The 26,043-nt window shown below is 36.4% G+C and carries 22 protein-coding genes and 13 tRNA genes; 1 reads left to right on the top strand and 34 read right to left on the bottom strand.

Annotated features, from left to right (window positions below; translation table 11 throughout):
* Nucleotides 1–379: 379 nt before the first annotated feature.
* The 3 genes from DBR39_RS03195 to DBR39_RS03205 all read right to left on the bottom strand — a co-directional run bounded on the left by DBR39_RS03195 (nt 380) and on the right by DBR39_RS03205 (nt 3,669).
* Nucleotides 380–907, bottom strand: coding sequence for a DUF6584 family protein (locus DBR39_RS03195; RefSeq protein ID WP_124530823.1), 528 nt, complete (start codon nt 905–907; stop codon nt 380–382).
* 425 nt (nt 908–1,332) lie between these two features.
* On the bottom strand, nt 1,333–1,989 hold the full coding sequence (locus DBR39_RS03200) for a hypothetical protein (RefSeq protein ID WP_124530824.1): 657 nt from the start codon (nt 1,987–1,989) through the stop codon (nt 1,333–1,335).
* A 162-nt stretch (nt 1,990–2,151) separates the two neighbouring features.
* Complete coding sequence (locus tag DBR39_RS03205) at nt 2,152–3,669, bottom strand: TROVE domain-containing protein (RefSeq protein WP_124530825.1); 1,518 nt, start codon at nt 3,667–3,669, stop codon at nt 2,152–2,154.
* 414 nt (nt 3,670–4,083) lie between these two features.
* Between DBR39_RS03205 and DBR39_RS03210 the strand changes: the two genes are divergently transcribed.
* The gene (locus DBR39_RS03210) at nt 4,084–4,536 is read left to right on the top strand and encodes a VOC family protein (RefSeq protein ID WP_124530826.1); all 453 of its coding nucleotides are present in this window, start codon (nt 4,084–4,086) and stop codon (nt 4,534–4,536) included.
* Nucleotides 4,537–4,682: 146 nt separating this feature from the next.
* On the opposite strand, the gene DBR39_RS03215 is transcribed toward DBR39_RS03210, so the two are convergent.
* The 31 genes from DBR39_RS03215 to DBR39_RS03355 all read right to left on the bottom strand — a co-directional run bounded on the left by DBR39_RS03215 (nt 4,683) and on the right by DBR39_RS03355 (nt 26,041).
* Nucleotides 4,683–6,026: an SWIM zinc finger family protein gene (locus DBR39_RS03215; protein WP_124530827.1), complete on the bottom strand. Its 1,344-nt coding sequence runs from the start codon at nt 6,024–6,026 to the stop codon at nt 4,683–4,685.
* A 3-nt stretch (nt 6,027–6,029) separates the two neighbouring features.
* Entirely contained in the window at nt 6,030–8,726 is a 2,697-nt protein-coding gene (locus tag DBR39_RS03220) for a DUF6493 family protein (RefSeq protein ID WP_124530828.1), read from the bottom strand.
* Nucleotides 8,727–8,732: 6 nt separating this feature from the next.
* The gene (locus tag DBR39_RS03225; protein ID WP_124530829.1) at nt 8,733–9,605 is read right to left on the bottom strand and encodes a DUF6493 family protein; all 873 of its coding nucleotides are present in this window, start codon (nt 9,603–9,605) and stop codon (nt 8,733–8,735) included.
* Nucleotides 9,606–10,079: 474 nt separating this feature from the next.
* The gene (locus DBR39_RS03230) at nt 10,080–10,631 is read right to left on the bottom strand and encodes a 3'-5' exonuclease (protein ID WP_124530830.1); all 552 of its coding nucleotides are present in this window, start codon (nt 10,629–10,631) and stop codon (nt 10,080–10,082) included.
* A gap of 106 nt (nt 10,632–10,737) precedes the next feature.
* Nucleotides 10,738–11,280, bottom strand: coding sequence for a 3'-5' exonuclease (locus tag DBR39_RS03235; RefSeq protein WP_124530831.1), 543 nt, complete (start codon nt 11,278–11,280; stop codon nt 10,738–10,740).
* An 88-nt stretch (nt 11,281–11,368) separates the two neighbouring features.
* Nucleotides 11,369–11,932 (bottom strand): metallophosphoesterase family protein, encoded by a 564-nt coding sequence (locus DBR39_RS03240; protein WP_124530832.1) that lies wholly within the window; start codon nt 11,930–11,932, stop codon nt 11,369–11,371.
* Between the two features lie 191 nt (nt 11,933–12,123).
* Complete coding sequence (locus tag DBR39_RS03245) at nt 12,124–13,068, bottom strand: MBL fold metallo-hydrolase (protein WP_124530833.1); 945 nt, start codon at nt 13,066–13,068, stop codon at nt 12,124–12,126.
* Nucleotides 13,069–13,234: 166 nt separating this feature from the next.
* Entirely contained in the window at nt 13,235–14,251 is a 1,017-nt protein-coding gene (locus DBR39_RS03250; protein WP_185147124.1) for an RNA ligase, Rnl2 family, read from the bottom strand.
* Between the two features lie 7 nt (nt 14,252–14,258).
* Complete coding sequence (locus DBR39_RS03255) at nt 14,259–14,822, bottom strand: DinB family protein (RefSeq protein WP_185147125.1); 564 nt, start codon at nt 14,820–14,822, stop codon at nt 14,259–14,261.
* Between the two features lie 17 nt (nt 14,823–14,839).
* On the bottom strand, nt 14,840–15,325 hold the full coding sequence (locus tag DBR39_RS03260; protein WP_124530836.1) for a ribonuclease H-like YkuK family protein: 486 nt from the start codon (nt 15,323–15,325) through the stop codon (nt 14,840–14,842).
* A 78-nt stretch (nt 15,326–15,403) separates the two neighbouring features.
* Nucleotides 15,404–15,474: transfer RNA gene (locus DBR39_RS03265), tRNA-Trp, on the bottom strand.
* A 184-nt stretch (nt 15,475–15,658) separates the two neighbouring features.
* Nucleotides 15,659–15,731, bottom strand: a tRNA-Phe gene (locus tag DBR39_RS03275).
* 94 nt (nt 15,732–15,825) lie between these two features.
* A tRNA-Leu gene (locus DBR39_RS03280) sits at nt 15,826–15,901 on the bottom strand.
* A gap of 91 nt (nt 15,902–15,992) precedes the next feature.
* A tRNA-Leu gene (locus DBR39_RS03285) sits at nt 15,993–16,066 on the bottom strand.
* A 355-nt stretch (nt 16,067–16,421) separates the two neighbouring features.
* Nucleotides 16,422–16,493, bottom strand: a tRNA-Glu gene (locus tag DBR39_RS03290).
* 81 nt (nt 16,494–16,574) lie between these two features.
* Nucleotides 16,575–16,658: transfer RNA gene (locus tag DBR39_RS24125), tRNA-Tyr, on the bottom strand.
* Nucleotides 16,659–16,833: 175 nt separating this feature from the next.
* Nucleotides 16,834–16,915, bottom strand: a tRNA-Cys gene (locus DBR39_RS24130).
* A gap of 226 nt (nt 16,916–17,141) precedes the next feature.
* Nucleotides 17,142–17,215: transfer RNA gene (locus DBR39_RS03295), tRNA-Asn, on the bottom strand.
* A 4-nt stretch (nt 17,216–17,219) separates the two neighbouring features.
* Nucleotides 17,220–17,293, bottom strand: a tRNA-Ile gene (locus DBR39_RS03300).
* Between the two features lie 83 nt (nt 17,294–17,376).
* A tRNA-Pro gene (locus DBR39_RS24135) sits at nt 17,377–17,448 on the bottom strand.
* A gap of 68 nt (nt 17,449–17,516) precedes the next feature.
* A tRNA-Arg gene (locus DBR39_RS03310) sits at nt 17,517–17,590 on the bottom strand.
* Nucleotides 17,591–17,593: 3 nt separating this feature from the next.
* Nucleotides 17,594–17,670, bottom strand: a tRNA-Lys gene (locus DBR39_RS03315).
* Nucleotides 17,671–17,678: 8 nt separating this feature from the next.
* Nucleotides 17,679–17,746, bottom strand: a tRNA-His gene (locus DBR39_RS03320).
* Nucleotides 17,747–17,808: 62 nt separating this feature from the next.
* Nucleotides 17,809–17,934: a hypothetical protein gene (locus DBR39_RS24505; protein WP_262697051.1), complete on the bottom strand. Its 126-nt coding sequence runs from the start codon at nt 17,932–17,934 to the stop codon at nt 17,809–17,811.
* Between the two features lie 387 nt (nt 17,935–18,321).
* The gene (locus DBR39_RS03325) at nt 18,322–18,450 is read right to left on the bottom strand and encodes a hypothetical protein (RefSeq protein WP_047428305.1); all 129 of its coding nucleotides are present in this window, start codon (nt 18,448–18,450) and stop codon (nt 18,322–18,324) included.
* Between the two features lie 394 nt (nt 18,451–18,844).
* The gene (locus DBR39_RS03330) at nt 18,845–19,105 is read right to left on the bottom strand and encodes a hypothetical protein (protein WP_124530838.1); all 261 of its coding nucleotides are present in this window, start codon (nt 19,103–19,105) and stop codon (nt 18,845–18,847) included.
* 15 nt (nt 19,106–19,120) lie between these two features.
* Nucleotides 19,121–20,143, bottom strand: a complete 1,023-nt coding sequence (locus DBR39_RS03335) for a hypothetical protein (protein ID WP_124530946.1) — start codon at nt 20,141–20,143, stop codon at nt 19,121–19,123.
* Entirely contained in the window at nt 20,136–21,833 is a 1,698-nt protein-coding gene (locus DBR39_RS03340; protein WP_124530839.1) for an APC family permease, read from the bottom strand. Before DBR39_RS03340 ends, DBR39_RS03335 begins: the two co-directional genes overlap by 8 nt.
* Nucleotides 21,823–24,201: a hypothetical protein gene (locus DBR39_RS03345; RefSeq protein WP_124530840.1), complete on the bottom strand. Its 2,379-nt coding sequence runs from the start codon at nt 24,199–24,201 to the stop codon at nt 21,823–21,825. Before DBR39_RS03345 ends, DBR39_RS03340 begins: the two co-directional genes overlap by 11 nt.
* Nucleotides 24,192–24,935, bottom strand: a complete 744-nt coding sequence (locus DBR39_RS03350) for a hypothetical protein (protein WP_124530841.1) — start codon at nt 24,933–24,935, stop codon at nt 24,192–24,194. The genes DBR39_RS03345 and DBR39_RS03350 overlap by 10 nt, the downstream gene beginning before the upstream one ends.
* Nucleotides 24,908–26,041, bottom strand: a complete 1,134-nt coding sequence (locus DBR39_RS03355; RefSeq protein WP_103234728.1) for an AAA family ATPase — start codon at nt 26,039–26,041, stop codon at nt 24,908–24,910. The genes DBR39_RS03350 and DBR39_RS03355 overlap by 28 nt, the downstream gene beginning before the upstream one ends.
* Between the last annotated feature and the right edge of the window lie 2 nt (nt 26,042–26,043).

Below are 26,043 nucleotides of genomic sequence, written 5' to 3' on the forward strand. Positions count from 1 at the left end.
CCATTTCTACTATCTGCTGCTGCAGAACAGGATTCGAACCTGTATTACCGTCCCTTAAGAAGTAACTCTGTTTTACGACACTTGCTTTTTATAGTTATTCATGACTATTAGTTTTATCTTTTGCAAATTTATATAACTACTGCGCATTCTTTTTACGCAGTTATTTTTTTATTAAAAACCAAGCAATGAATGATAAGAGTAAATGATATTCAATTGGAAGTTGACGATGAAACTCTTATTAACGGCATTGGTTCGTTACCGGGCTATCTGGTGAAAGACTCTGTCAGTTTGGAATCGAAGGAGGTCTTTCTAACGGCACCAGTAATATTAACACTGCAAAATTATATTGCATGTACGCAATATTTTTACGCAGTTTGATTTATTTTAAAAATAATGATGAGATCAATTCAAACAGTTTAAAAATTCCTAAAACCGGAATTAAAATAATGAATCCGACTAATAAAAAAAATCCAATTTTGCTTATAAAACCTGTGTGGTTTTCTGAATAGTTTCCTTTTTCTCTCGTTTTAGCTTTAAAAACAGGAATATGTTTTGTGGTTTTGAGACTATGTTGCTCAAGTTCAGTGATTATTTTAATGGCGTACTCGTTAAGCAAGCCTTTATCTCCTCTGAAAATAATATCTTTTAAAATTGCATTTCCCGAATTACTTAAAGACTTTCTGTAAATCTCCACGGCATTTTCCATTTCATGATTTTCTGGTGTGGATAGAATCCAGAATTTACCTGCTTCATCAAGGAATCCTGCGTCAAAATAAACTTGTCCTAACTTTTTTCTCAGGGAAATATCATTGGGAAACTGATTGATCATGTTTCTTAACCTGTCGCATGCTTTTTTCTTTCTGCCTTCTTTAATATCTTCTTCAATTCTGTACAATAAGTCTCCCATTTTTTTATTTCTATTTTAAAACCAAGTAACAATGTATAAGAGTTTTTGATTCTGGTCAAATTAAAAGTTTGATGATGGAACTCTTATGTAACGACATTGGTTTGTTCATTTTGGAATCGAAGAAACCCTTTCTTATGGCACTGATTTTTATTTACAGTGCAAAATTATATTGTATTTACGCAATCTTTTTACGCAGTTTATTTTTTTATTTAAATTTTGTTCGTTTTGCCTTGAAGCAAAAGAACCAAAAGTTCAAGACTTGGAAACTACGGCTAAAAACAATCTACACTCTCTAAAAATTCTAAAACTTGCGCGGATGTAATAGTACTTCTTCGTTTCACTTTCTGTATCGCGCTTCAAACAATAGAATTTTCTTAACGTTCGCATAGCTTATTTTCTTAACGCCTCCATTTCCTAGGTCACTTTCAAATTCCGGCTAATTGCTTAGAAACTTTCTCCGGATAATTATAATTCATCGTTTTTAAAATGGATAATATTCTGTTCTTAAAATTGATTTGATGTCGAATTACTTTTTCAAACTCAGCTTTGAGTTCAGATTCATCTACTTTCGTAACAATTTTTATATTTTCAATATCTTCTATATTTGATTCTGTATATTCTGAGAAACAGATTTTTCCGTTTTCTCTTTTGTACAAGATCCACGGATGTCCTATCCAGATATCTCTCCATTCTGAAGATGGATTTTTAAAAATATTTTTCCAATCTTCAATATTACTTATATCCCCACAACAATTAGGTTGTATCAGTATTTCATTTTCTATCTTTAATACAATTCCACCGTCAAAAGCCATGACGAAAAGATCTTCTTCAGATTCCTCTGATTCTATGCCTTCAATTTTAGCTTCAATAATCATCTTCAGAGTTTCATCATCAATAGTTTCCATATCTACTAAATACGATCCTTTCTCAATAGTCTCAAAATTAAAATTCAGCCGAAAAACAGCTTCTTTCCATTTTGCAAACCATTCTTTATAATCGGGATAATCGGCAATTTCCGGTAATCCGACTTCTTCTTTGAAATATCGTAATGGGTTAATTTCAATTGTATTAATAAGTTTCATAGTATATAGTTTAATTCACTAGCCCCGATTGCAACGGTATCCTTTTTCTGAATGGTTTGAAAAAGCTTTGGCGAAAAAGATAGAGTGAAAAGCGGGATTAAGCTTCTAAATATATTGATTGTTTTTATGATGACTAGCTTTTATTTTTAAAAGCAGTGCCTGTTACAGCACTACTTTATGTATCATTTCTACAGCTGATTTTTTATCTTCCAATGCATTCAATACATTGAAAATTTTGTCTGACCAACCTGCAATAAGGTATACATCATTTTTTCTGACGTCAAGCGGCTGTGTACCATAACCCGCCAGGTCAAAAATATACAGTTTTGCATAAGGAGCGATAGCTTTGTATCTTTTCCATACGTCTTCAAAGGAGTTTCTGTTTCCTGTGCTATCCCACATCTGAGTATCGGTAAACAGCATTACTTTATCTACTTTTTCTCTTCTTTTGATCAGATCTTCGATGACCAGATAACCATTGGTGGAATACCCTGCTTCACCTTCACGTTTGTAGAATGCATCCACATTTCTAAGAATACCGTTTTTAGGCATCGGAACCCTTAGCCAACGGTCACCGAAGATGCCTGTCACCACATTTTTACACTGTGACTGCAGAATCATCGACATCAGCAAACCAATATCATACAGCAATATTTTACTTTTGCTGGAAACCGCTTTCTGCATAGAACCCGAGACATCTGCAGCGATCACTACTGAAGTATCAAAACCAAAGCCTTTGATGTTTCTGGCACTCACCACTACGGCATCTTCCAATGCTTCCAATACTGATGACAAATAAGGAGAATCTATGGTTTTCAATTCTCTGTAAGCCGCCAGAAATCGGAATGGAAGTTGTTTTGAGTTGGATACCGCTCTTTCATCAGAAAGGTATCGGCAAACTTTGTTCATTGCGTCAGATGATACTCCGGCTTCAAGAATATTCCTCAAGTTTCTCATGGTTGCCATATAACCTAATTTGTTGCTGAAGATCAGTTCTTCCCATTTGTTTTTGAAGGCCAGTTTTCTTTCTGTATCATCTGCAAATTTCGTTTGACCTAGAACAGAAAGCTCAACTTCCCAGGTATAAGGTGCTTCCAGTGTATTGTTAGCAATTTTGTTGAAAACTGCTTGCTGGTTTTCGTCTTTAGCTTTTGGATGAACAAGAAATAATGCATCTTTTAAGGTTACGTCTGCTTTCCTGTTGTATTTCGCAAACTGATATTCGTCAAATTTGTTGAATGACTTCACCAAACCTTTCTGAATCTGCTTTGACAGCTTATTAAGCTTTTTAGTATCTGTTCTTTTATTCGCAAGCTGGTAATAGGCAAGCAATTCTGTGATTTCGTCTGCTCTTTGAATGATTCCATCTACTGTTTTGCTCACCAGATCTGTACCGGAAGCCTGTTTTGCCAATTCGGTTGTCAAAACCAATGGAATGGAACGCAAGTACATATCTTTTCTTGCATACACGGCCAGTTTTGCCGCAAATTCAGGATCATTTTTTTTAATCAGAGACTGAATTCTTTCCAACCTGTCATTTCCTTTTTCATAGTTGGCATCTGACAGTCCTGTTGTAACAACAGCACTATACAATTCTTCTGCAGGTGTCATCGCATATGCTTTTGCACCTTCGTAGTTCTGTACTACTTTATTTTCTTTTTTTAAAAAATTAAATTTCATGGTTACTGTTTTTTTTTGTTAAACATGGTGAAGGATTGATATTTCCTCTCTGATTTCTGATGCAAAGTAAAAACAGTATTACGCAGTCTTTTTGCGTAATATTATTTTCTTTGATTTTTTTTTCAATTTTTATTTTTGAAATATGATTAAAAGAATATTTATATTGAATAACTCTTGCAGATTTTAAGTTTTGGCTGAAGCCGGCGGAATAAAGTCATAATTTATTAGGCGGGCTAAAGCCCACCCCTACTGAATTAACATTGAAAACAATTATTGATATTTAACAACAATCTAATTTCTAATTTCTAATATCTAATTATAAAATCCTTCTATCATTCATTTTCATTAAAGGAATCGTCTCCGACAGGTATTTCAGTAAAGGTTTTCTAGCTTTGTGTCATTAAAATTAAAGCTATGATTAAAGGATTATATGAAACTCATGTACAGGTAAGTGATTTGGAAAATGGAATTCAGTTTTATACGGAAGTATTAGGATTGAAACTGGCTCATAGAGATGAAACCAGACCTATTGCTTTTTTATGGGTTGGAGAGGGTAAAGAATTTATGCTGGGGTTATGGGAGCAGAAGGAGAATCTTCAGATCAGACATTTTGCCTTTTCAAGCAGTAAGGAAGATATTTTGAATTACTCAGTAGAATATTTAGAAAATAAAGATTTAAAACCTTATAATTTCCTAAAAAACGGCAGTGTTGAGCCTATGGTATTTGCATGGATGCCGGCACTAGCTATTTATTTTAATGATCCGGATGGAAATCAGCTTGAGTTTATTTCTATTCTGGAGGGTGAAAGCAAACCGGAATTGGGGGTGCTTAGCTATAAAGAATGGCTGAAGCAGGCAAAAAATTAATAAACAAAAGTTTATTTAATGTTATACAATGCAAAGGTGCAGAAAAATCAGAATTGTAAGGAGATTAAGGATGAGTCTTCTTATAAAAACTAATTTTTGCACCTTTGCGATTGTTAACAAAATAATATAATAAGCATCAACAGATTCTAATTGTTTACCAGTTTTTTCACTGCCAGCACGTGTTTACAGGGACCTCTTTCACCCTGATATTTACTAAACCATTCACAGGTACAGCGTTCTTTTTCTTCTTCAATGATTACCGTATGATGTACACCGGTTCCTTCTACTCTGGCTTCTGTTCTTTCCTTATTGTTGTTCAAAATTTCTACTTTTCCCGCTTCTATAAGCTTTTCAGCATTTTTTATACGGGGATTTAATCCGATAATACGGCTTAACTTAAAAGGAAGTCTTCGGTAGAAAAATTCATTATCATCAAGGTCGTAGCCTAACAATCCCATTGCGGCAAGTCTTCCTGTGATATTTTCAGCCTTATTAAAACTGATGTTTTCTTCCAGAGCAAGCATGGCTGGGTTAAAAGATTGGTTGGCATAAGCATATTTGTCCAAAGCGTCAATCCACTCATCTGAAACTTCAGAAACCAAACTGTCCAGCAGAGCGCCTTCTCCCGAGAAACCTCTCCAGCATTCTCTTGACAAAGAAAAGCTGAATCGGATATTCCCCATATAAAGCTGCCAGGTGGTAGACTGCATATTAGCATGTGGAAAAACCTGCATAGAATCAATATACGGAAGCAAAGGTTCCAACAGACGAAGCCTGTGAAGTCCTCCTATACAAACGGCATCAGCAGATGTTACCGGAGAGAAGATTGGCTTATTTCCTCTCACAATAAGGTAATAATCAGACTTTACGACTCCTTTCGGCATTCCACGAAATAGTTGTTGTGTCTGAATTCTATTAAAAGTATGTCGTTTTTCAGATTCTGACAAATACACCTGAACCGTTCCGAGACCTTTGATCCATTTTACAGGCAGGGGAACTTTTCTTTCTATTATTTTTTTTTCTTCCTGATAAAGCCCAACTTCTTTTTCACCTACGGAAAGCATAATCTTTTCATTCGGTCGGATACTTCCCAATGCGGTTATCATCGGTTGATTAAAATCCACATTCGTTGTTCCGTTTTCCAGGAATTCACCATCAAGACCATCAGGCAGGACGTCCAGCCTTGCGTAAACTCCTGCGCAATGGGAAAAACCTTCAAAGCGTAATCTTCCATTTCCGGCAGTCACAATCGGATCTTTAAGAAGTGCCATCTGAAAAGGAGACAGGTTAAAGCTGGATTTCACAATATTGGAAAGCGTGATCAGACATCTCGCCAAAATAAAGGGCTGTCCTACATTTCCCCAAAAAAAGCACGAAACACCAGTGTCTTTCTGTATCTCACTATATTTAGCAAGAAACAGTTCTTCCATGGCATCTCTCCTAGCCAGGGAGGATTTCCCTGAATAGTTATAAATAAGCGTATCTTCCATAATTTATTTTTTGAGAAGAAGATTGCAGATTTTTTTCAGACTCGAGTTTTCTTTCCAGGTGTTTAATTTTTCTTTGACCTCTTTATGGGCTTCTGATTGGTTCAAAGCCAATACTTCATGATAAATTTCCAGAATTTTCTTCAGGTTGGTAACGGGGGTATCCATTTGAAGCAATATATTGGAAATCAATTCCTCAAGGGCAATATTATGATTTTTGCTGACATTCAGCATATGATGTTGTATAAGGTCTGTAAATCTTTTTACAGGTGCCCATTCTAACTTTTCGTGCAGGCCGATCACTCTTCCTAACCAGGCATTGTCCATCATGTGATAAGAAACATGTTCCAGCCACATTTCCGCCGCCATACCACGGATGGTTTTATCACTGTCCAGGAAAATAGTTCCTAAGAAGAGATATCCTATTTCATCCAAAGGCTTTTTGATCTTATAAAGTGCATTCGCGGTATTCAAAACCAGACTTCTTTCATAGACCTCAGCAATTCCGGAATAGAAAAGGCAGTATTTAATGACTTTCGCCAGCGCATTTGCAGGTGTATTTGGAAAGCAAAGCATCAGTGCGGGAATTTCTGAAAGCTCTTTCTGCTCCGCAACAAAATATTCCATGAACAAAGGTTCTTTTCTTTTTTCAAGATGATATTTTGGAATAGTAATATTCAGTTCTACAGGGTAGTATGAGTTTTTCTTACTATCAATGGTTTTCCACTTGTAATCACCTGAAAAGAATTCCACAGGAATATCATCATATCCAAAACCTCTGAATTCTTCAAAAACAGTTTCCGGTGAACGGGTAATTCCAGCGGTCATCCACCATGAAGGATGTTCAAATTTCCCTTCCGGTTTAGCATTTTTACCAAAGAAGAAAAGTAGTAATTCCCTGTATTCACCTTTTAATCTTTTTTCAACTTCCGCTATAGCTTTTGAGGTATCGTCTAAAGCACAACGCTGCAATGCCAGCTGAATATCCAGGTAATGGGGTTCAATATTATTATTCTGATAATTCTCCAATCTTTCTACCAGAGTGACAGGAGAAACCCAGCACGGAGCATGCGTGATTGGAAACAACAAAGGAGTCTTATCTCCTGATGCTATTTTTTGGAAGGCATAGACAGCAAGCTCTTTAAACGCTTGTCTGGCAGGGCAGTCTGCTCCAACTTCTTCTATCGGACCTAATTTTTTCTGATAATTTGAATAGGACTCTCTTCCCGCTTCCTCTTCTTCTGTTTTCTGATATATTTTCTCCAGATTCTTAAGCTGAATCGGATATTTTTCCAGTAAGCTCAAACCATAATTGATAATAGCGTTGCATAATAAAACATTCAGATAGGGAACTTCCCATTTCGCAATCGTTTTACAAGCTTTTAAAAATACAGGTTCTATCAATTTCACAGATTCGGCATCTACATCACCGGCAAATTGGATAAATCCTGTCAAAGCAATATCGCAATGATAGCTATAGGGATCATCCATTGCCAAAGGAAGATAAAACATCAGGTCTTCAAAATTTTGAAGTACCTGTACTGCATTTTCTTCTGCTGTCAGAGACAATTTCTCAGAGTCTATTGCTTCCAGCTCTTGGTGTCTCTCTTCTATATATTTTGCCAAAAGGGGACGCACATTAGTCAGTATATTATCTGAATAATGGGAAAGCGCCTCCATCATATTTTCAGAAGCCGGAATATATTTCAGGATAATCTTTGCTGTTTTTGATTGTATACCGTCATCTTTACTTACAAATGCTGTACTTAAAGCCATCCCCAACATTTCAGGATCCATTTTCTTTCGCTGAAATATTCTTTCTGTAAGAACCAGACTGGAAACAACCACTGTTTTCACTTCTGAGCTCAGCAGATTCGGAAGATAATGGGAAAATTCATCATTCTTAAAATCAGGACTGCCCACTATTTTCTTCAGATGTGATAATATGGTATTTACTGCTTTTGATTGTGAAGAAGATAATCCTGCAAGCAATTCATCCTGTAATTCAGAAAGCTCTTCGTCACTTGGTTTTAATGCTGTGAATGCATCCATAAACCATCCCGTAACATTTTTATTAAAGTTTCTGTTGGAAGCCAGCAGGCATTCTTTTAAAAATCTTTTTCTTTCAATTTTTTTATCTGCAATCAGCTTTTGAACAATAGGAAACCATTCTTTACGGAAGGGTAAAGATTTGGAAGGGTATTCACATAAATACCAAAAGTGGGTATTAAGTGTTTCAGGATGATCGTCAAGGTCAGCCGGATAATTACTTAGGTGGTGCCCCAGCAATTCCGGTTTAGGTTCTACATATCCTTTTTCCGTCCACCCCAGAATATCCTTATAATTAAATGCGGTAAATTCTGCTTCTACAGATTCATTGATAAATTCTGAAAACCATTCCGGGCATCCCCACTCCAGTATCTGTTCGGTTTGTTCTGCATTACGGAAAAGACTCCAGTAGTTTTTACCGAAATTCTTTTTATCCATACAAACAAATGAAGCGATATCTATTATCGAATGCTGATTCACAGATCCTGCCGTATGGTAGGAATTTTTAGTCATTACAATCTTACTGATCTCACGGTCCATTTTCTTTATAGACGGTACCAGTATTTTCCTTTCTTCAGTGCTAAGCTCTTTTAGGAAGGGGATAATCTCATGTATTTTTTCCTCATTAAGGATCTCATAAAGTCTTTCTTTCATGTGCTTTTAATTTGACAATATAGTTTTCAGGTTATTTTCGTTTTTCCATTCTATAAACAGTTCATGATCGGGCTCCAGGAGCTTTTTAAGATTAAAAACCGACTTCTCAACAACTGATAGAATGGGCATCAGCCGCTTTTTGAAACCAGGGTTATTATTGACAATCAAATTGATAAGATTCCCAATACCATCTGTCCATCTCTTTACAGGTGACCATTGAAAACTGATCTTTTTATCGACTCTTGTTTCCAGGTTCTGTATCTTTAAATCATAGGAAACTACCTTGCTTATTATGACTTCAAAAGCCGTACCACAGAGGGTTTTGTATTTATTAAACAGTCTTGAAAACAGAAATAAATAATGTACAGGTTGAAAAGGTATATTCGTTTTCATCCAGACATCCACATCTTTTATATCATATTGATAATCAACATCAAACACTATATTTTCATGTTTTTTTACAAAAACAAGGTCTGAAAAATACGGTGCTCTATATAAAATTCTGATCAGGTTATTATGATAAACACCTTGATAAGAATTGAATAAATAGTGTAAAAAATAAGTATTTTCAGGAACGTCTTTATGGTTTCCAAACTTCACTATCCATAACGGAATGTAGGTTTCAAGTATTTGGTCGACAACATCAGCCGGTATTGAATAATATCCGGATCGTAGTCTTTTGTACTCATTTCCCGCTTTGCAGCCAACCAAAGCAGCCCACACAGAGATCGTATTGCGGCCCCCTTTTTTATTAGCATGTTTTTTTAAAAGAGCAACAACTTCTTTTTTATCTTTTGGTGTAAGCTTTTTAAGAAAAGGAGCAGTCTCCTTTGTTTTATAGTTTAAATATTTTGTCTTAAAACCTTCATCAATAAGCATAAATTCATTCTTATCAGCTAAAATAAAAAAAAATGACTGACAGACAGTAAATTATCCCTTTAAAGTGAATTTTTTAACAAAATATTAAGTTAATAAAACAACCGCTACCACCACCTTTAGTACCACAAAAACAATTCCCTGTTTAAAGATATATTAGCAAAAAAGTGGATTCAGGCTCGGTATTTTACTTTTTAGTCTTTTTCTACCTTGTCAGTTTTCGGATTTCAGCTGCTTTAAAATATCATCTTTTTACCATACAGATACGTTAATTTTAATTAAAATATTAAAATCAAAATTGTAATACATTACAATCTAAATATTTGCAAAATAAAAGCACTTGATAACTCAACTCTTTTCAATGATAAGAACAGAATTATTATTTCTTGCAGTTATCACTCCTAATAATAAAAAGACTGCCTCATTACTTTGAGACAGTCTCCATTTTTAAAATGACCTGTTGTTATTTCAGATTATTTAATAATTTTTCAGGCACCAGTGCAGGATTTTCGCAATGTTTTTTGCATCATCCACTCCTCTGTGATGGGTTCCTTCCAGGGTAAAGCCTAATTCACCCAAAGCCCTGTTCATCCCAACACTTTTCCTGATCGTAGGATGAATTTCGCCAAATAATGTCTTTACATTGATATGATCATCACTCATAGGATAATCTGTGTAGAATCTTCTTGCCTGATCCTGAAGCATATTCAGGTCGTAGTTTCCATAGCTCGCCCACGTCAGTTCTTCTGAATCGTATTCTGCTCTCAGGATATCAAATGCATCATCCAGCATGATTCCTTCGTTATCCAGCATATTTTGGGTAAGCGTAGTAAGCTCTGTACAAAACGGGCTTACTTTTGAATATTGGGGCTTTACTAAAATCCCTTCATTTTTAGAGATCTTACCGGTTTTTACATTCATGATGCATACACCGATCTCGATGATCTCGCTTTCCTGGCCTCTTGGCGGTCGGGTATCCCAACATGTCGCTTCCAGGTCTACTATTAATATATTTTCTGTTGTTTTCACTTGTTTAAAACTTAATTGTTAAAGGGAGGAAGAGGGATGCGGGAAGTTTTCACAGTGTCTAATTTACTTCCAGCCTCCAGCTTCTGTCTTCCAGCCTAATTACTATTTACAGAATCTTAGTTAAAATTCTGGCTGTATTGTAAGCATCGTCTGCTCCGCTGTGGTGAGTGCCTTCAAAATCCATATTCAGATGACTCAGGGCTCTTTTAAGCCCTATTTGTTTGTGCAATTTGAAATGTCTTTTGAATTCATGCATCACATTCATATAGTTTTCTGAAAAAGGATTGGTTATACCAAGCCAATCACACTGCTCTATGATCTGCTCTCCATCGAAGTTTCCGTATCCAGCCCACGTAAGGGGTTTGGAATGGTATTCATTTTTGATTATTTCACAGGCTTCTTCGAAGTAGATTCCTTTTTCTGCTATCAGCTGTGGAGTAATTCCTGTCAGTTGTGTGCAGAATCTGTTGATATCTGAACGTTCAGGAATGACGTAAATGCTTTGTTTTTGGGAAATTGCTTTTGATGTTACATTTAATTTGCAAATCCCTATTTCTATAATATCGACTTTCTGCCCGATGGGAATTCTGTCGTTTTCCCAGCATGTAGCTTCCAGATCGATGATTATGATCTCATTGGTTGTTTTCATGATTTTTTTAGAAATTAGAAGCTAGAGGTTAGAAGTTAGTTAGGTTTCTACTTCTCCTACCCTTCAGCTTCCTTTCCGTTGTTAATTGTTAATTTCTAGGGGCAAATGGAGGCGTCCATTTTTTCCTCTTCATCAATTCTTTGACTTCCTCATAGGAAACCGGATAAAAATTGTGGCAGTCTACCCCAACGTCAAAACTCAGAGCCATCTCATCATCCGGCAATGTTCCGTGTGAGTGTCCGTATAACTGCCATACACCGCGGTGCGAGCCATTCCAGGTACGCATGGCGTAATGGAAAAGAATGATTTTTTGTTTTCCGTTACTTTGGTCAGGCTCATCAATTCTCAGTTCGTGGTAATCTCTGATGGAAGCAAACCGCTTGGGATAAGTTAAAGCCGCTCCTTCATGATTGCCTTTGATAAGGTGAATGTCACCATTTAACCTGTCTAAAATTTCTTTGGTAAAATCCGGCTTTCCCAGACTCATGTCTCCTAAATGATAGACTGTATCACCGGGTTGAATTTTCTTGTTCCATCTTTTAATGAGTTCTTCATTCATATGGTCGATAGATTCAAAGGGTCTTTCGGAAAATTTTATAATATTTTCGTGACCAAAATGATGGTCTGCTGTAAAAAATATATTGGGTTTCATTTTTTTATTTTTTTTTAAACTATAACACTCTCAATGTCATTCTGAATACAGACTAACGGTCTGCGAACGTAGTTCAGAAGTGGAGTGAAGAATCTTTAAGTTCCTTAAACAGATTTTTCCTTCAAGATTCGACGTAGTCAATGACAAATTCAATCTGTAATTTTTATAGTTTTAGGTTTAAATATTTTTAATTAATTCTTGCGAAATGCTTGATAAAAAGCTGTTTCAATTTCTTCCTGATCGCTCTCCGTATATCTTCTTGAAAAGTGAATCGGTATTGCTTCTTTCACCCCGCATTCATTCATGATTTTTCCTGATGCAGAAGCGAAACTGTGATAATTGATCTTTGCAAATTCCTGGTCTGTATCTTTATAAAATGTTTCGATATATACCAGGTCAGCTTCTCCAAACACGTTTTTTATTTGTTTGTAATTGTTTTCGTCTACTGCATGATCCATGATAACACCAAGCTTATACCCTGCATTACGGGTCAACAGATGAAACAAATCCGCTGCTTTGTACATTGTTTGTTCAATTTCGATTTCTTTATCAACATCATTATTTTCAAAAGCGGTCTTCATCTCACTGATCCATTTTCCTTTTCTAAAGCCGGAAGCCTCTTCATTAAAGGTGACCGAATCTTTTTCTTTAAACAGATAAGCAATAGAATCTGTTTTGTGATCAAGAATGGCAAAATCAACATTGATGTATTCATCTTCAAACAGGAAATCCTGCGTGCTGATCAATTCAAGGTTCCAGTGTGGTGGACGAAGGGAGTAAACATTAATTTCTTCTTTTGAAACAATCTCCCGGATTTCATACTCAATCGCGTTTTCAGCAATCAGATTCCAGGTGTAAGATTTTAACCTTGCTTCAACCTGTTGATGAATATTTTTTGGTCCGCAGATCACCACTTTTTCTCCACTTCCGATCTGATGTCTGAAAATTCCATCAAAATTTGAAAAGTGATCAATATGGGTATGACTGATGAATACTGCTGATATAGACTGTACTTCTTTCACCGTCAATAAGCTTGCTTCACCACAATCACACAAATAATGCTTTCCTGAGTTGGGAACTTTGATCAATATACTGATGTCTTCTTTTAAAAGACTTTTTATTTCTGCTTGTAACATTGTTTTTTCTTTTTTTAAACCACCCCGTCAAAAGTTTTTGAATTTCCGCCACCCATCTAAAGGAGAGGCATTCTCACACTTTCATTAGTAATATCTCGAAGTGTTTTTCTGACAGTAATGGCTGCGTTTTTATACATAAAAAAGTTTCGGTAAAAAATTACCGAAACTACACTTTAAGAGTCATCAACTCTTCTTTTATAAAATCAATGACTAAAGAATTCAACTTTTTGTTGATCCTTTTCTGCTCTTCTTTTTCAATCGTAGTGAAAGCTGCCGGGAAGTCTTTTTGGAAATCCTCTAAAATATCCTGTGAAAAAAGACCAATAACCTTACCTATGATTTTAGGTTCGAATTCGCCAATTTTGCTTACCACATTATTCAATCTGTTGGCAGTAGCATATTTTTGTATTTCTTCCCAGATTTCCTGAGCTTTTTCACCGAAATGGACCTGTTTCTGAACAGTTTTACCTTCTTTTCTAACCATTTTGGATTTTTCGACCCATTTTTCATTCTTATTTTTCAGAATGATTCTTGCACCGTTTCCAAAGTATTGGGTTTTCAAGGTTTTCACAATGGTACCTTCACACATGTTATCTTCCAATTCAGGAAGTCCCAGCCAAGCCGGAATTTTTGAATTGAAAACATTGGGGAATCTCAAAGCTTCTTCCAAAGTTCCCTGGAACAAGATTTTAGCATAGAAAAATCCTGTCTCCTCAAAAATCTGATTGGCCACTTCTGTATCCAAATAGGTAATCCCATTCAGTTTAATATCGAAAGCGTAAAATTCGTTGTGAGGCGTATATTCAATACCTTTCTGTACCTTCACAGCATCTTTTACCGGTTCCACTTCTTTATGTTTGTAACCGCCCCCGAACAATTCACCGTAGATTACCACAGTTTCAACATCCGGATAGATGGTTTTCACTTTTTGAAACACTTCTATTACATTTTTTCTGTAGCGTTCCAACATCTGATGTGCATTGAAAAATTTCTCATCTTTTTCGATGAAAGCAGTTCTCTTCGCGATTTTAATTTCCTTTCCATCGGTAAAGAAAGAGAAATTAGCCCCGTGAACTTTTTCCTGTACAATGAAAACCTCATCCCCAAAACCCTGCATCCTGATCTGTTCGATCACGCGGGCCTGGTAAGCATTTTCTATAGCGTTATATGTTTTAAAAATCATTTTTGTTTTAGTTTTTAATTGTTTCTGATTCATTTTTCTTCATCTGGGTAATGTGCCTTTGGGCATGAAGGGAAAGAAAATAAATATATTCATATACATTGATTTTTCCCAGTTCATTCACCGTCATTGTCGTTTTATACAATAGACCTTCTCCATTTTTCATCACCTCTAAGTATTCTAAACACTGAAGATATTGCTGAGTAATCAAGCTTCTGATTTCATTCAAACTTAATTCTCCTTTTGGCTCCATATGTTCTGGTCTTATCCATTCAAAAGCAGCATACTCACCTACTTTGTCAAAGTTTTCTTTATTAAAGCTGTAGTTTCTCATTTCAAATTCCAGATCAAGATTCAAAGAGTTCTTCATAGCTTTCTTGGAGCCTTTTTCAATAAGGATCAGCAGATAAAAATTCGTAAGATAAATATGCTCTAAAATCTGTTGAACTGTCCAGCCTCCGTTTGAAGGCTGATCATTCAACGTTTCTTTATCTTTTTTGAACCATCCGTCCACCTCATCAAAGGTGAATTTCAGATGTGCTTTTATATCTTGAATATATCTAAAAATGTCCACTATTATTATATTTAAGTTTATACCATCATATCAGCACAATTGGAACTTGCGAAGGCAAAAGGTTTTGCTTTAAACACATATCCCATTCCCAGAATGTATCCCATTGCATCTTTTAATGCTACATTGGATTTAAAATCCGGGTCGGTATTAATGTCTGCGTGTACCTCCATTTCCACCCCATAAGTATCCAACACAGAGCAGATAGCGTATGCAATTTCTACGGATTTGTTGACCTCATTCAGCATTCGCTCTTTGATACTGATACTCTGTATTGCTCTTTCTTTTCTGATAAAGGTAAACGCTCCTTTTCCTTCACGAATAAATACCACTGCCGTAGCATAATTGATGGCATCTCCATATACATGAGAGTCTGATCCCACACATACTTTCAGACGGTGTCCGTCTGCCTGTTCGCGAATGATGGCTTCTTCTACCAGCTGTATGATAGAGTGTTGGAAAATTTTTCCGTTCATATTCTGCCATGTTTGTTGTTGCGTTTCCATTTTTTCTACATGTTTTAAATTTATAAATGATTATTGATAATTAATAAACGATAACGAGTCGTTACTTTTTATTTTTTGCACTCCGAACCGGACTCGAACCAATACCCTCAGTTTTGGAGACTGAGATGCTGCCATTACACTATCAGAGTAAATGCTGTTAATTCATTAGGACTCGAACCTAAACTACAAGAATCAAAATCTTGTGTGCTGCCTATTACACTATGAATCAGAGTTTAAATTTATGAGTAATAAGTAATTGATCATGAGTAATGCCAGAAACTAGTCAGGTATCAATGATTACTCATTGCTCATTACTTATCATTCATATTTTTGCGGAACAGACAGGAATTGAACCTGTACCTTTAGTTTTTCAGACTAACGTGCAGACCTTCTACACCACTCTTCCGGATTTTAATAAGCAATGAGTAATTGGTAATGAGTAATATAAAAATCTGCTGCTTGCATCATTACTCATTGCTCATTATTTATTGCTTATATTTTGGTACGGGAAGAGGGATTCGAACCCCCAAAAGCTTGATCCTAAATCAAGAGTGTCTACCATTCCACCATTCCCGCAGGTTTTTTTATTAGTAATGAGTAATCGGTAATTAGTAATTTTTTGTGCTGTTTAATTACTCATCATCCATTGCTTATTAATCATATTCTGTACCTCTCCCCAGATTCGAACTGGGACTTTACGGGGTTTAAAGCCGTTTTCTCTGCCAATTGGAATAGAGAGGCGTAATTTATTAGTAATTAGTAATATGAAAATCTATGGTTATTACTCATTATTCCTTACTTATTACTCATATTATATCTAGGTTTGAGAAAGCTCTGTCTGTTTATAAACTATGCTTGCTAGTGTTTGTAAAGATCTTCTGCGCTTGACAAACCTTTCTCATTTCCTAATTATATTTTATTTTAAAAAAAGTAAAAGGCTGTCTTTATTTTTATTGATTAAAGATCTTCTGCTCTTGACAGTCCTTTTTTTCTTTTCTTCTTTTTTTTGTGAATGGTAACTGGCCAATTTTTAAAAAAAATCTGAACTTTCATGGTATTAATATCAATTCAATATTGACCAGCTATTCACATCCAGTACTCTATAAGGGAATCGAACCCTTATTTTCTGCTCGAAAGGCAGGCGTCCTCACCGTTAGACGAATAGAGCTTTAATCCACTGACCAGGAATCGAACCTGAACAACAAGAGTACATTTCCTGCATGCTGCCATTACATTATCAGTGGTTGGGTGGAAGTAGTAGGATTCGAACCTACTCAGCTATGAAGCAACAGATTTACAGTCTGCCCCGACTCTCCAACTTCGGCGTACTTCCGGATTTCATGAGTAATTAACAATGGTTAATCAGTAATTTCTCATTTTCATTTTAAAAAGAAAAAGCCTGTCTATATTGAATGTTTGACTAAAGATCTTCTGCGCTCGACAGCCTTTTTCTTTTATTAATAAAGGATATTTCATAAGAGTGATCCTATCTCATCGCTCTTTCATTGAGATGGTTATGGGATTCAAACCCACTCAGTTTACACAACGGTTTTGCAGACCGTCCCGACTCTTCCACTTCGGCGAACCATCAGATTTATAAAAAATAAAGTTTGCTCTGATTTTATTTGATGTAAGAACTTCTGCGCTTGGCAAACTTTATTTTTACCTAAAATTTTATAAATGATATTCTTCATTCTAACTGTTCTTTGGAGAGATCAGAAAAAGCTTGTCTGTACTTTTGTGTTTGGTGTAAAGATCTTCTGCTCTTGACAAACTTTTACTTTTTCTCCTGAAACAATTAACAATTAGTTACCTGCGATTTTGGAAAGACTTGAACTTTCAACTTCCGGTTTAACAGACCGGTGCTCTAACCAATTGAGCTACAAAATCATTGTAATTCCGGAAGGACTCGAACCTTCAACCTTCGGCGTATCAGACCGACACTCTAACCACTTGAGCTACGAAATCATTTGTATTCCATAAGGGGATCGAACCCTTGTCGTTCGGTAGAAAGCCGAATGCACTTACCTCTATGCTAATGGAACAAATTGTCTGGAAAGCAAGATTCGAACTTGCGACCTCCCGCGTCCAAGACGGGTAAACAACCACCGTTATCTTTCCAGCTTTGGGGCTCACTTCTGTTTCTTTTCCGGGAGACAGCCGGATTGGAAATTTTCCATGAACCTTTTTGTGATTCCGAGAGGACTTGAACCTCTAACCCTGGGTTTAGAAAACCCATGCTCTATCCAGTTGAGCTACGGAACCGCTTGGTAATCCCAGAAAGATTTGAACTTTCAACTCCCGGTTTAAAAGACCGGTGCTCTAACCACTTGAGCTATGAGATTTTATATTTTGGGTATCTCCGGGGATCGAACCCTGTTCTCCGGTTCCACAGACCGGCGCTTTACCAAATAAGCTAAAGAAACCATAAAAAAAGCGCCTCTTTTCGGGAGGCGCTTCATATATTTTAACGTAAAAGATCATTAGCTGACCCACGTATATAAGCACCTTTCATCCACAATTTCACTATCAAGAATACACAGAACTCCTGTCGGCTCCTGTCCGAATAGTCTTGAATATTGATTGAATATGTTGTGTAACTGTTTCATTTTATTTTTGTTTGTTTCTAAATTATTTTTAATTGAATCCTGAAAACCTGTTGCTTTCAATTTTCGGTTGCAAAGTAAATATGAATTTTTGGAATCCGCAAATAAATTTTAAAATTAAATTATTGATAATCAATTGATTACGCTTTATTTTTAGAATAGGGAATTTCTGCCCGCAATATTCTGCAGATATCTTAATTACCTAAATGACTGTCTCTCATTGGGTTGCTTATCACTCTATTTTATCGTATTAAAGTTTCATTGTTAATTAAAAAATTTTCATGTTTATAGTTATTTTTTTTCATTCTAAATAATTTCTGACCTAAAAAACAAAAAACGCCTCGATTTTTCGAGACGTTTCTGTTGTATTTTGATTAATTTTTTACAAGTTTATAGTAAATAATTTCCAAAGTCAGCACATTTCGCCTCATTCCATATCACCTCATCATACCCGAATAACCCTTTATTAGAAGGACTTTCGAATAGTTCTGCATTGATATGTGCTCTTTGTATTGTCATAATTTTCTGGGGCAAAGATAAATATTTTTTGATATTATTTTATAATTTTCAGAAGCTTGGGAAGGTTTTGGATATGTAAAGGCACTAAATGACATCAAAAAAGCTCTTATAAAGCTCAAGGATTTTATCTGCGAAAATATGTTTAATCTATAAGAAGTTTTTAATGTTTACTTGCCGAAAATCTTCGATTTTCTTGCGTCTTAAAAATTATACATAAAACTTAGAAAACCTTTGCGACTTTGCGATTTTCCAACAAAATAGAATTGCTGTGCTATCTTAAACGCAAAGTTTTATTTCAAGAGGTTTTTATTTTAAGGGAGCTAAGGGGAATCAATTACCATTGATTTGATGAAGCAGTCTATTAAAAGTTCATCATACAAAGTTTTCCAATCTATTAATTATTTTTGTTTATTTCTTCATCAAGTTTTTCAAGTTGTATGAGTAACTCTCCTTGGTAATCATAAAGACTTTTATGGTCTGAAGTTGCTATAACAATGACTTCTTTAGCTTCCATTAATGAAAATGCAGGAAATTTCCCCTTAATTTCCTTTATTGCATACAATGGTGATTTGCCTTTTGATATTATTTCCTGTACAATTTCAAAAGGATTTTTGTTATCATATTTAAAATGAAGATATTTAGCAGTATTGTCCATTTTATTTTTTATCCTTTAATTTCTGAACATTTTATTTCTTCCTGTTTTGAATCTGGAAATGTCTTTCAGAATCACCTCATCATTGGGATTAAAAAATTTCAGTTCATTCACAATTTCGGAACGGGTAGCTACTTTCTCTGCAATGATCTCATAGGCTATATTTCGGGTTGCTGCATGTAATTTCGGGTCTTTTTTGAACTCATGCTTCATCGCTTCAAGGTAAGTGATCTTTTTGTGAGCCGGAGTTTTTTGATATAAATACTGTATTTCAGATTCCAGTTTTTTAATATCAAAGATATTGGCGAAGTAGTTATTCAAGCAGTTGAATGCATCTTTGTCTTCTTCCCATCCTTTCAGCAATACTTTTTGTGCATCTTCTGTTTTTTCCATTTTTTTACGAAATACTAAAGAAGCTTTTACCATCTGATTATTGGTAACATAATCATCTGCAACGATCTGATAATAGGTATGGGCATTTTTAAGATCGTTGATTTCTTTATAGAGATCTCCTACTTTTTCTTTCTGCTCCATTTCTTTGTAAAGGTCAATTGCTTTTTTGTATTGCTTTGCTTTTTCATAACAAATTGCAGCATCGGATTTATTGTTCAGTTTTTTAAGATAGACTACGGCTGCTTCATTGTAGAACCCACCATTTTCCAGCGTTTTTGCGCCTCTGTAGTTATCCTGCAGCAGATTCATGTAAACTCTTGCTGCTTTTTTATAATCATTTTCAGCAATATATTTTTCGGCAAGTTCTTCGTATTTGCTGCGGATCCTGTCAAAAAGGGAATTTTCCAGGTAGAAATTGCTGCTTCCACTCCCTTTTCTTCCTGCTGAGTTCCTGTTGTTTTGTTCTTTATCTTTTAAAGAAGTGATCACAATAAGGATAATAAAGGCGGCTATTAAGAAAATAACCAATGTCCCTATGACACTCCAGAAACTCTCATGGAAAAGCTGGGCAACGATTCCGATGACCTTAAATAGGGCCAACACCATGAATGCAGCTATAAATTTGTCTATAAATTTCTGTTTATTCATCATCATCGGAGTTTAAAATGGTTTTATCATCTCTGAAAAGACGATACAAAAGTAGCATCACACAAATCACAAGAACACAGACAAACCAGTTGTATCCAAACATTTCTACCAACGGATAGAACAGATAAATCAGCATAGCTACAAGGATTGCGATTAAAATAAATTTCACCCAGGCAGGTACATTATCGCCACCAAGGTTTAATGATTTATTTTTAAATAGGAACAAATACAATCCTACGCCGGCAATCATCAGGATTACCATATACATGATGTCTGAAACCGGGGCTTTTTTCTCCAACGGAGTTCCTTCGGAGCCCATTCCTTTAACCTTTGATTGATCAATGGATGCGGAAGAAGGATCTACAATATCCAGTGTACCGTAAAGTTTCCCCAGTGAGTCAGCCATCAAAGCCTTTCTTTTCTTCAGAAGAAATTTTACGACGTCCCCATTTACAGGTTTACCTCTGGTATACTGCTTCAGGGAATCTGAAATTGTATGCTTCAGCTTCTCTGTTTTTTCTTCTATATGTTTTGTAATTTTTTTGGTATAAATGGTTTTAAGAGAATCCCGGCTTTGCTTTTCTTTATTCACAAGCTTTTCGATGTCTTTTCCTATTTCTCCTACTTCTCTGCCACCGGCTTTTTTATAATTTTCTTTGGCTTCTTTTGTTTTTGTTTCAATGATTCCGGCATTAAGAAGTTCTTTGGATAATCCTTTTCTCGTCTGATGGTATATGGAATCGATCTTAAGATCAATTTCCGAGGTTCCGGACTGGAAAGCAATCATATCAGAAGGTGCTTTTACAGCATTGTTTACAATTTTCCCTGAAGAAGTAGCATTTTCGTCCTGTTCGGGGTTCTTTTTATCTGAAGGCAATGCAATCTTTAAGACTATAGCTGCAATAATAACTGCCCAGAATATTCTGCGGAAATTTTTTGTTCCTGTACTCTCTATTTTACCTTTGGAACCTCCGCCAAATAATCCTTCCAGCCAGGTGAATTTTCCAAAGCCATCCCCTCTTGAAGTTCCCATAACATCAAGAGAAACGCCCAGTTCTACTGCTCTTTCAGGATATTTTTCAATGTATTTTAAATACTTTTCTATTTCTTTTTTATTCCCGGCCATTACTTTTTTAAGGTCAAACGGCAGGTTGTTCATCCATTCTTCTTCGGTTTGTTTTGGCTGTAATGTTTCCATCACTTTTTCGTCATCCATTTCAACGGTATAGCTTTCAATTTTTTGAGGAATTGAAACTCCGTTCAGAGGTTTTCTGATACTTTCATCGATAATGCCGGGTTGCTGAATCAATGAGATCCAGTCGATTTCTTCAGATAGTTTTACCAGTCCGAATTCGGGATGCATAATCAGAAAATGGGAATCAAGCTGTGCCCAGTCTTCCGGATTTATTTTAGGATAAAAAGTAGTGTTTTCAGGGATAAAAAGCCTGTTATCTACACACTGGAAGTAAGCATTCCTGCCTATTTCCTGCGGGGCATTGTCATTAAAAACAAGGAAACAACCGTACAGTACATTGGGAATGTTGGCCGGAATGGCATAGGATCTTACCTGGTTTAAATCAATCCCAAGCATTTCCATTTCCTGAAGCCAAACCACAGGTGAAGAGCCTCTGATCAAAAGCCCCTTTTTGGGATAGTTATTTTTCGGGAAAGGTTTTATTCTAAGTTCCATAATCCAAAATCTGTTCTATAAACGGTTTCAAAAACCTGTCACACATATCATCCATTGTTCTTACTTTCAGCAGAGCATGCTCCGGGAGATAATATTCTGAGCCTCCAAATTCGGTATAGGTTGCCAAAGAGAGAAATCCATTAGCAGTGGAAGGGATGAAAAACTCTTCAATACTCTTGCTACTGCTTCGGAAAGTCAGCATTCCCCGTGAGTCTGTAATAATCTCGCTTCCATCGGGAAATGTAAATTTATTTTTATGCTGCTCGGCAAAAATTTTAATATCATATTTGCTTCTGGAAAAATTCAGGGTATTTTCTGAGGCACTGTACAATTCATTTCCGGAAATGACCAGATTTTCATATTGATTGATTCCTATTTTCTGGAAATTGTTGATAATCCTCAATCCGCTTCCCTTGAGTTTGGCGACTTCAGCTTCGGCTTTTATGTTATTTTTCTCAAATTCTTTATCCTTTCCGGTAATAGGTTCTACAGAGATATTTCCATCCATATTTATTTTATAATGGGTAGGATTATCCGGATGATGCAGGTAAAAACTTCGCCCAAAATAAGCCAGTTTGTAGGACTCCGGAACATTCATCCCTGTGAGATTCTGCTCAGAATATTCTCCTGTATTAAGATTAAGCTTTGATATTAATTTTTGCTCAACCTGATACTGGCACAGAATAAAGTGCTGCTGTCTGTTTTTGGCAAGAGCAAACTGTCCTTTTGGTTTTATAGAAATGTTATCGAATAATACTTCACAGCCATGATGTGTTTTATAGTAATCATAGGAATGTTTGTCGTAATAGTTATCAGAAAGATAAGTCTTCAACAATTGTTTTTTTGAACTCAGAATGAAAAATTCTCCTTCATATAAGAACTCAGCAATCTTATTAACAGGGGTTGGAAATAAGACCGGATAGTTTTGCGGAAGATCCGTTTTCTTTCCATTGAAGTTATGAACAGACTGCCTTTGTTGTGGGGGATTGGCCCACAGCTCCTGCAATGGAAGTTTTATTTTCTGAATATGTTTTCTGGCTCCTTTGTGATGTTTATAAAAATTAATCTCACCATCTGAAGTGGTAGTGACCAAAAACTTAAGCCGGTCTCTGTTCTGATGAACTACCCGCTGAACTTTTTCATCCTCCATATTGTCCTGATGAGTAATAAAGAAAACTTCAATATCTTTTTCGGTGTGTTCCTGACTAAAAAAATGTTCCAACGCTTCCGAAACTTCGAGAACCGGGCTCACCTGATTAAGGTTTTCAACGACTTCTTCCACCTTGTTGAGGGTAATAGGAACACCTGCCTGTCCTAAAGCAAAAACTTTACATTCAGAATGGGCTTTCGGATGTTTGATGACCGCAATGGCAGAGGCAAAAGCCAATACTTTTGGCGTCCCCCAGTTTCTAAGGGAAGTATCAATCAGGATAATTCTTTCGAAAACATTTTCTTCGGGCGGAATTTCTCTTTGAATGTAAAGGGCTTCATTATTGGCCACACGATTCATAAAAACATCATCTTCATTGGCAAATTCGGATAGAAGCATTCTGTGAAAGTCACCTTTGTTGGTCATATCAGATATCCCTCCGATAGGCTGTTCTCCGGGAGAAAGATGACGCATCGGAATTTTCAGCCCGCTCCATATTCTTTTGATCAGACTTCCTACCTGAAATGTTTTGGGCTCTTCAATCAATTCTTTGATAAAATCTTTATCGGTATCCGCTGTTGTTTCTTCTTCTACCACTTCATCATCCAACTCCGGCTCATCAACCAAGCCTTTCATAGCATCAATGATAGATTGCGCGGTAGGAAACTTTTCGTTCAGATCCAAAGCACTTAAATCTTTGTTTAAGGCTAATGAACCAGTATCTTGCTGTTCTGCACAAGAAGCCAGTTCGTGCGGTCTTTTATAATAGATTCTTATATGAGCTTCAGCATTCACTGAAGATATTCTGTTGTGCCCATTTTTGAATAAGGTCTGCAGAAGTACAATTCTGTTTTGTTTCTGCTTGTAAACTTTGGGAAGCGATCGTATTTTTTCAAGAAATTCAATTTGTCTTTCCACATTGAATTCGAAATCCTCTCCACTGTAAAACTCAGCTGTACGTCTTAACGGGCCGGCAAAATCTACATATCCGTCCTGCATCGCATACACCACTATAAGCAATGCCCCGAACGGAGGCCATCCCTGCGGCTGAAGTTCTTTAAGGATCTCCATCACATAAGGCCTGTAAGCTATCGCTCCCACTCCCGGAACCGAGAGGAGATTGTTTTCGTGATAACCGGAATCACCGGGAACATCTTCATCAGTTTTCCATTCCCAGAAGTAGTTTTCATAGGACTGGAAATAGGCCTTTAATTCCATTCTCTTGATTTTTCTGTAAGACGAAATGAGCTTACTGACAACGGGCGGAAATCTGTTTCTTTTATTAAAAGGTAGCTTCCATTTTCATCCCAAAGCAACCATCCTTCCGACTCTTTATTATATTTTTGCTGTAGCAGCGTACTTACATTTTTAAATTCAAAATCCAGGCCTGCCGGCAGTAAATGTCTGTCTTTTGTCCAATAGGTCTTTCCGGGAAAGCTCAATAATGGAATACCCATAAACAGGGCTTTATCTCCCAGAACAGTCCATTTTATTTTTTCAAGTTTAAACCTGGGTAATGCTGTAATACTTTCCTTAATATCAACAATATTGCTCAATAAAGCAACTACAGGCTGTTCTTCGTTGCTTTCTTTTACCCTTACCTGAACCTGTTCCTGAATTCCAAAATAGTTTTGATTCGAAGGCGGAAAAGTAAGCTGCAAGGCCTTGTCTATAGGTATCCAAAGCAATGCTGTTCTCATTTTTTTACTCGGAACCCAAGCTTCTTTCCTAAACAAAAGGCCATCCCGAAGCTCATACAGAATAAAATCCGGTAATTGCTGTATTTCAGGAGCTGCTGCCTGCTCATCGGTAAAGCCTCTCAGCCAGATTGTTTCTTCTTCCACGGCAATCTGAATATTTTTCCAGTCTCTGATGGAGCCCAGAAAATCTTCATCGGGACGGGGAAGTTCTGCCCAGAATTCTTTTAAACGCTTTGAAGGATCTTCTGCCATAAGCTTTCAATTTCTTGCTGGATATATTGCTTCTGTTCCGGATTTCTGATCCAGTCACAACGGGTCTGCAGGTATCTCAGTTTATCTTTTATTACATTCTGTTCTTCAAAACTCAGCATTCCACCATTCCATTTTTCCACAAGAATTGTCACATCTTTCATGACTTCTTCAGGATTGGGTGTTTTGTTGTGCATAGCCTGTGGATGGGAATCCGGATGGTCATCTTTCTCGATGGTCCTGTTGATAATTCCTTCCAGAATTTCAATCTGTTCTTCTGTATCCCAGATATGCTTCAAGACCCAAAGATCGGAAAGTACGGCTTCTTTTCTTCCACAGATCAGGGCACTGGCAGCGATCAGGTTTTGAAGTTTCACCGCTCTACGGTCTGAAATGGCAATACCTGTATTTCGAAGATTGATGATCGTATTCAGGTAGACTTCATAAATGGGTTTAAGGTCTATTGTTCTACACAGATTCTGAAGCTGTCTGATCTCATCGGCATGAATTTCCGGAATTTCCGTTTCTTCTTCGTTCTCCAGTTTTCTTCCTGCTAAAAGGACCTGCTGTAATAATTCAGGATTTACGTAATCTACATTGATTCTTACCAGAAAACGGTCAAATAATGCGTTCAATGCTTCGTCTTCCGGAAGAACGTTACTTGCTCCTACAAACATCAGTGCCGGCAAGTGCTTTGTTTCTTTTCCTCTTTTAAAAATTTTCTCATTGAGCGCCATCAGAAGTGAATTCAAGATGGCAGAATTGGCATTGAAGATCTCATCCAGGAAAACCATGGAAGCTTCGGGCATCATTCCTTCTGTATTGGTGAGAAGCTCTCCTTCTTTCAGTTTTCTGATATCAAAAGGTCCGAATATCTCGTTCGGTTCTGTAAAACGGGTTAATAAATATTCGAAATTTTTGCCGTCTTTTACTGTTTTTGCCAGCGTTCTTACAATTGCGGATTTTGCAGTCCCCGGAGGTCCGTACAAAAAGGCATTTTCTCTTGCCAAAAGGCAGATCCCCAACAGATCTACAACATCATTTTTACCTACAAAAGTATCCTTTACGTAGTTAAGAACTGTATTGAGTTGATTTATATTCTGATTCATTG

The sequence above is a fragment of the Chryseobacterium sp. KBW03 genome, from assembly GCF_003852415.1.
Classification (GTDB): Bacteria; Bacteroidota; Bacteroidia; order Flavobacteriales; family Weeksellaceae; genus Chryseobacterium; species Chryseobacterium viscerum.

Excerpts from the sequence above, each read along its gene's own strand:
- DBR39_RS03335 (WP_124530946.1), bottom strand. The coding sequence starts at position 20,143 with ATGAATAAACAGAAATTTATAGACAAATTTATAGCTGCATTCATGGTG.
- DBR39_RS03235 (WP_124530831.1), bottom strand. The coding sequence starts at position 11,280 with ATGAAAACAACCAATGAGATCATAATCATCGATCTGGAAGCTACATGC.
- DBR39_RS03225 (WP_124530829.1), bottom strand. The coding sequence starts at position 9,605 with ATGCTTATTGATGAAGGTTTTAAGACAAAATATTTAAACTATAAAACA.
- DBR39_RS24505 (WP_262697051.1), bottom strand. The coding sequence starts at position 17,934 with ATGAAACAGTTACACAACATATTCAATCAATATTCAAGACTATTCGGA.
- DBR39_RS03215 (WP_124530827.1), bottom strand. The coding sequence starts at position 6,026 with ATGGAAGATACGCTTATTTATAACTATTCAGGGAAATCCTCCCTGGCT.
- DBR39_RS03355 (WP_103234728.1), bottom strand. The coding sequence starts at position 26,041 with ATGAATCAGAATATAAATCAACTCAATACAGTTCTTAACTACGTAAAG.
- DBR39_RS03210 (WP_124530826.1), top strand. The coding sequence starts at position 4,084 with ATGATTAAAGGATTATATGAAACTCATGTACAGGTAAGTGATTTGGAA.
- DBR39_RS03330 (WP_124530838.1), bottom strand. The coding sequence starts at position 19,105 with ATGGACAATACTGCTAAATATCTTCATTTTAAATATGATAACAAAAAT.
- DBR39_RS03205 (WP_124530825.1), bottom strand. The coding sequence starts at position 3,669 with ATGAAATTTAATTTTTTAAAAAAAGAAAATAAAGTAGTACAGAACTAC.
- DBR39_RS03200 (WP_124530824.1), bottom strand. The coding sequence starts at position 1,989 with ATGAAACTTATTAATACAATTGAAATTAACCCATTACGATATTTCAAA.
- DBR39_RS03195 (WP_124530823.1), bottom strand. The coding sequence starts at position 907 with ATGGGAGACTTATTGTACAGAATTGAAGAAGATATTAAAGAAGGCAGA.
- DBR39_RS03350 (WP_124530841.1), bottom strand. The coding sequence starts at position 24,935 with ATGGCAGAAGATCCTTCAAAGCGTTTAAAAGAATTCTGGGCAGAACTT.
- DBR39_RS03240 (WP_124530832.1), bottom strand. The coding sequence starts at position 11,932 with ATGAAACCCAATATATTTTTTACAGCAGACCATCATTTTGGTCACGAA.
- DBR39_RS03220 (WP_124530828.1), bottom strand. The coding sequence starts at position 8,726 with ATGAAAGAAAGACTTTATGAGATCCTTAATGAGGAAAAAATACATGAG.
- DBR39_RS03260 (WP_124530836.1), bottom strand. The coding sequence starts at position 15,325 with ATGGAAACGCAACAACAAACATGGCAGAATATGAACGGAAAAATTTTC.
- DBR39_RS03325 (WP_047428305.1), bottom strand. The coding sequence starts at position 18,450 with ATGACAATACAAAGAGCACATATCAATGCAGAACTATTCGAAAGTCCT.
- DBR39_RS03345 (WP_124530840.1), bottom strand. The coding sequence starts at position 24,201 with ATGGAATTAAAGGCCTATTTCCAGTCCTATGAAAACTACTTCTGGGAA.
- DBR39_RS03250 (WP_185147124.1), bottom strand. The coding sequence starts at position 14,251 with ATGATTTTTAAAACATATAACGCTATAGAAAATGCTTACCAGGCCCGC.
- DBR39_RS03245 (WP_124530833.1), bottom strand. The coding sequence starts at position 13,068 with ATGTTACAAGCAGAAATAAAAAGTCTTTTAAAAGAAGACATCAGTATA.
- DBR39_RS03340 (WP_124530839.1), bottom strand. The coding sequence starts at position 21,833 with ATGGAACTTAGAATAAAACCTTTCCCGAAAAATAACTATCCCAAAAAG.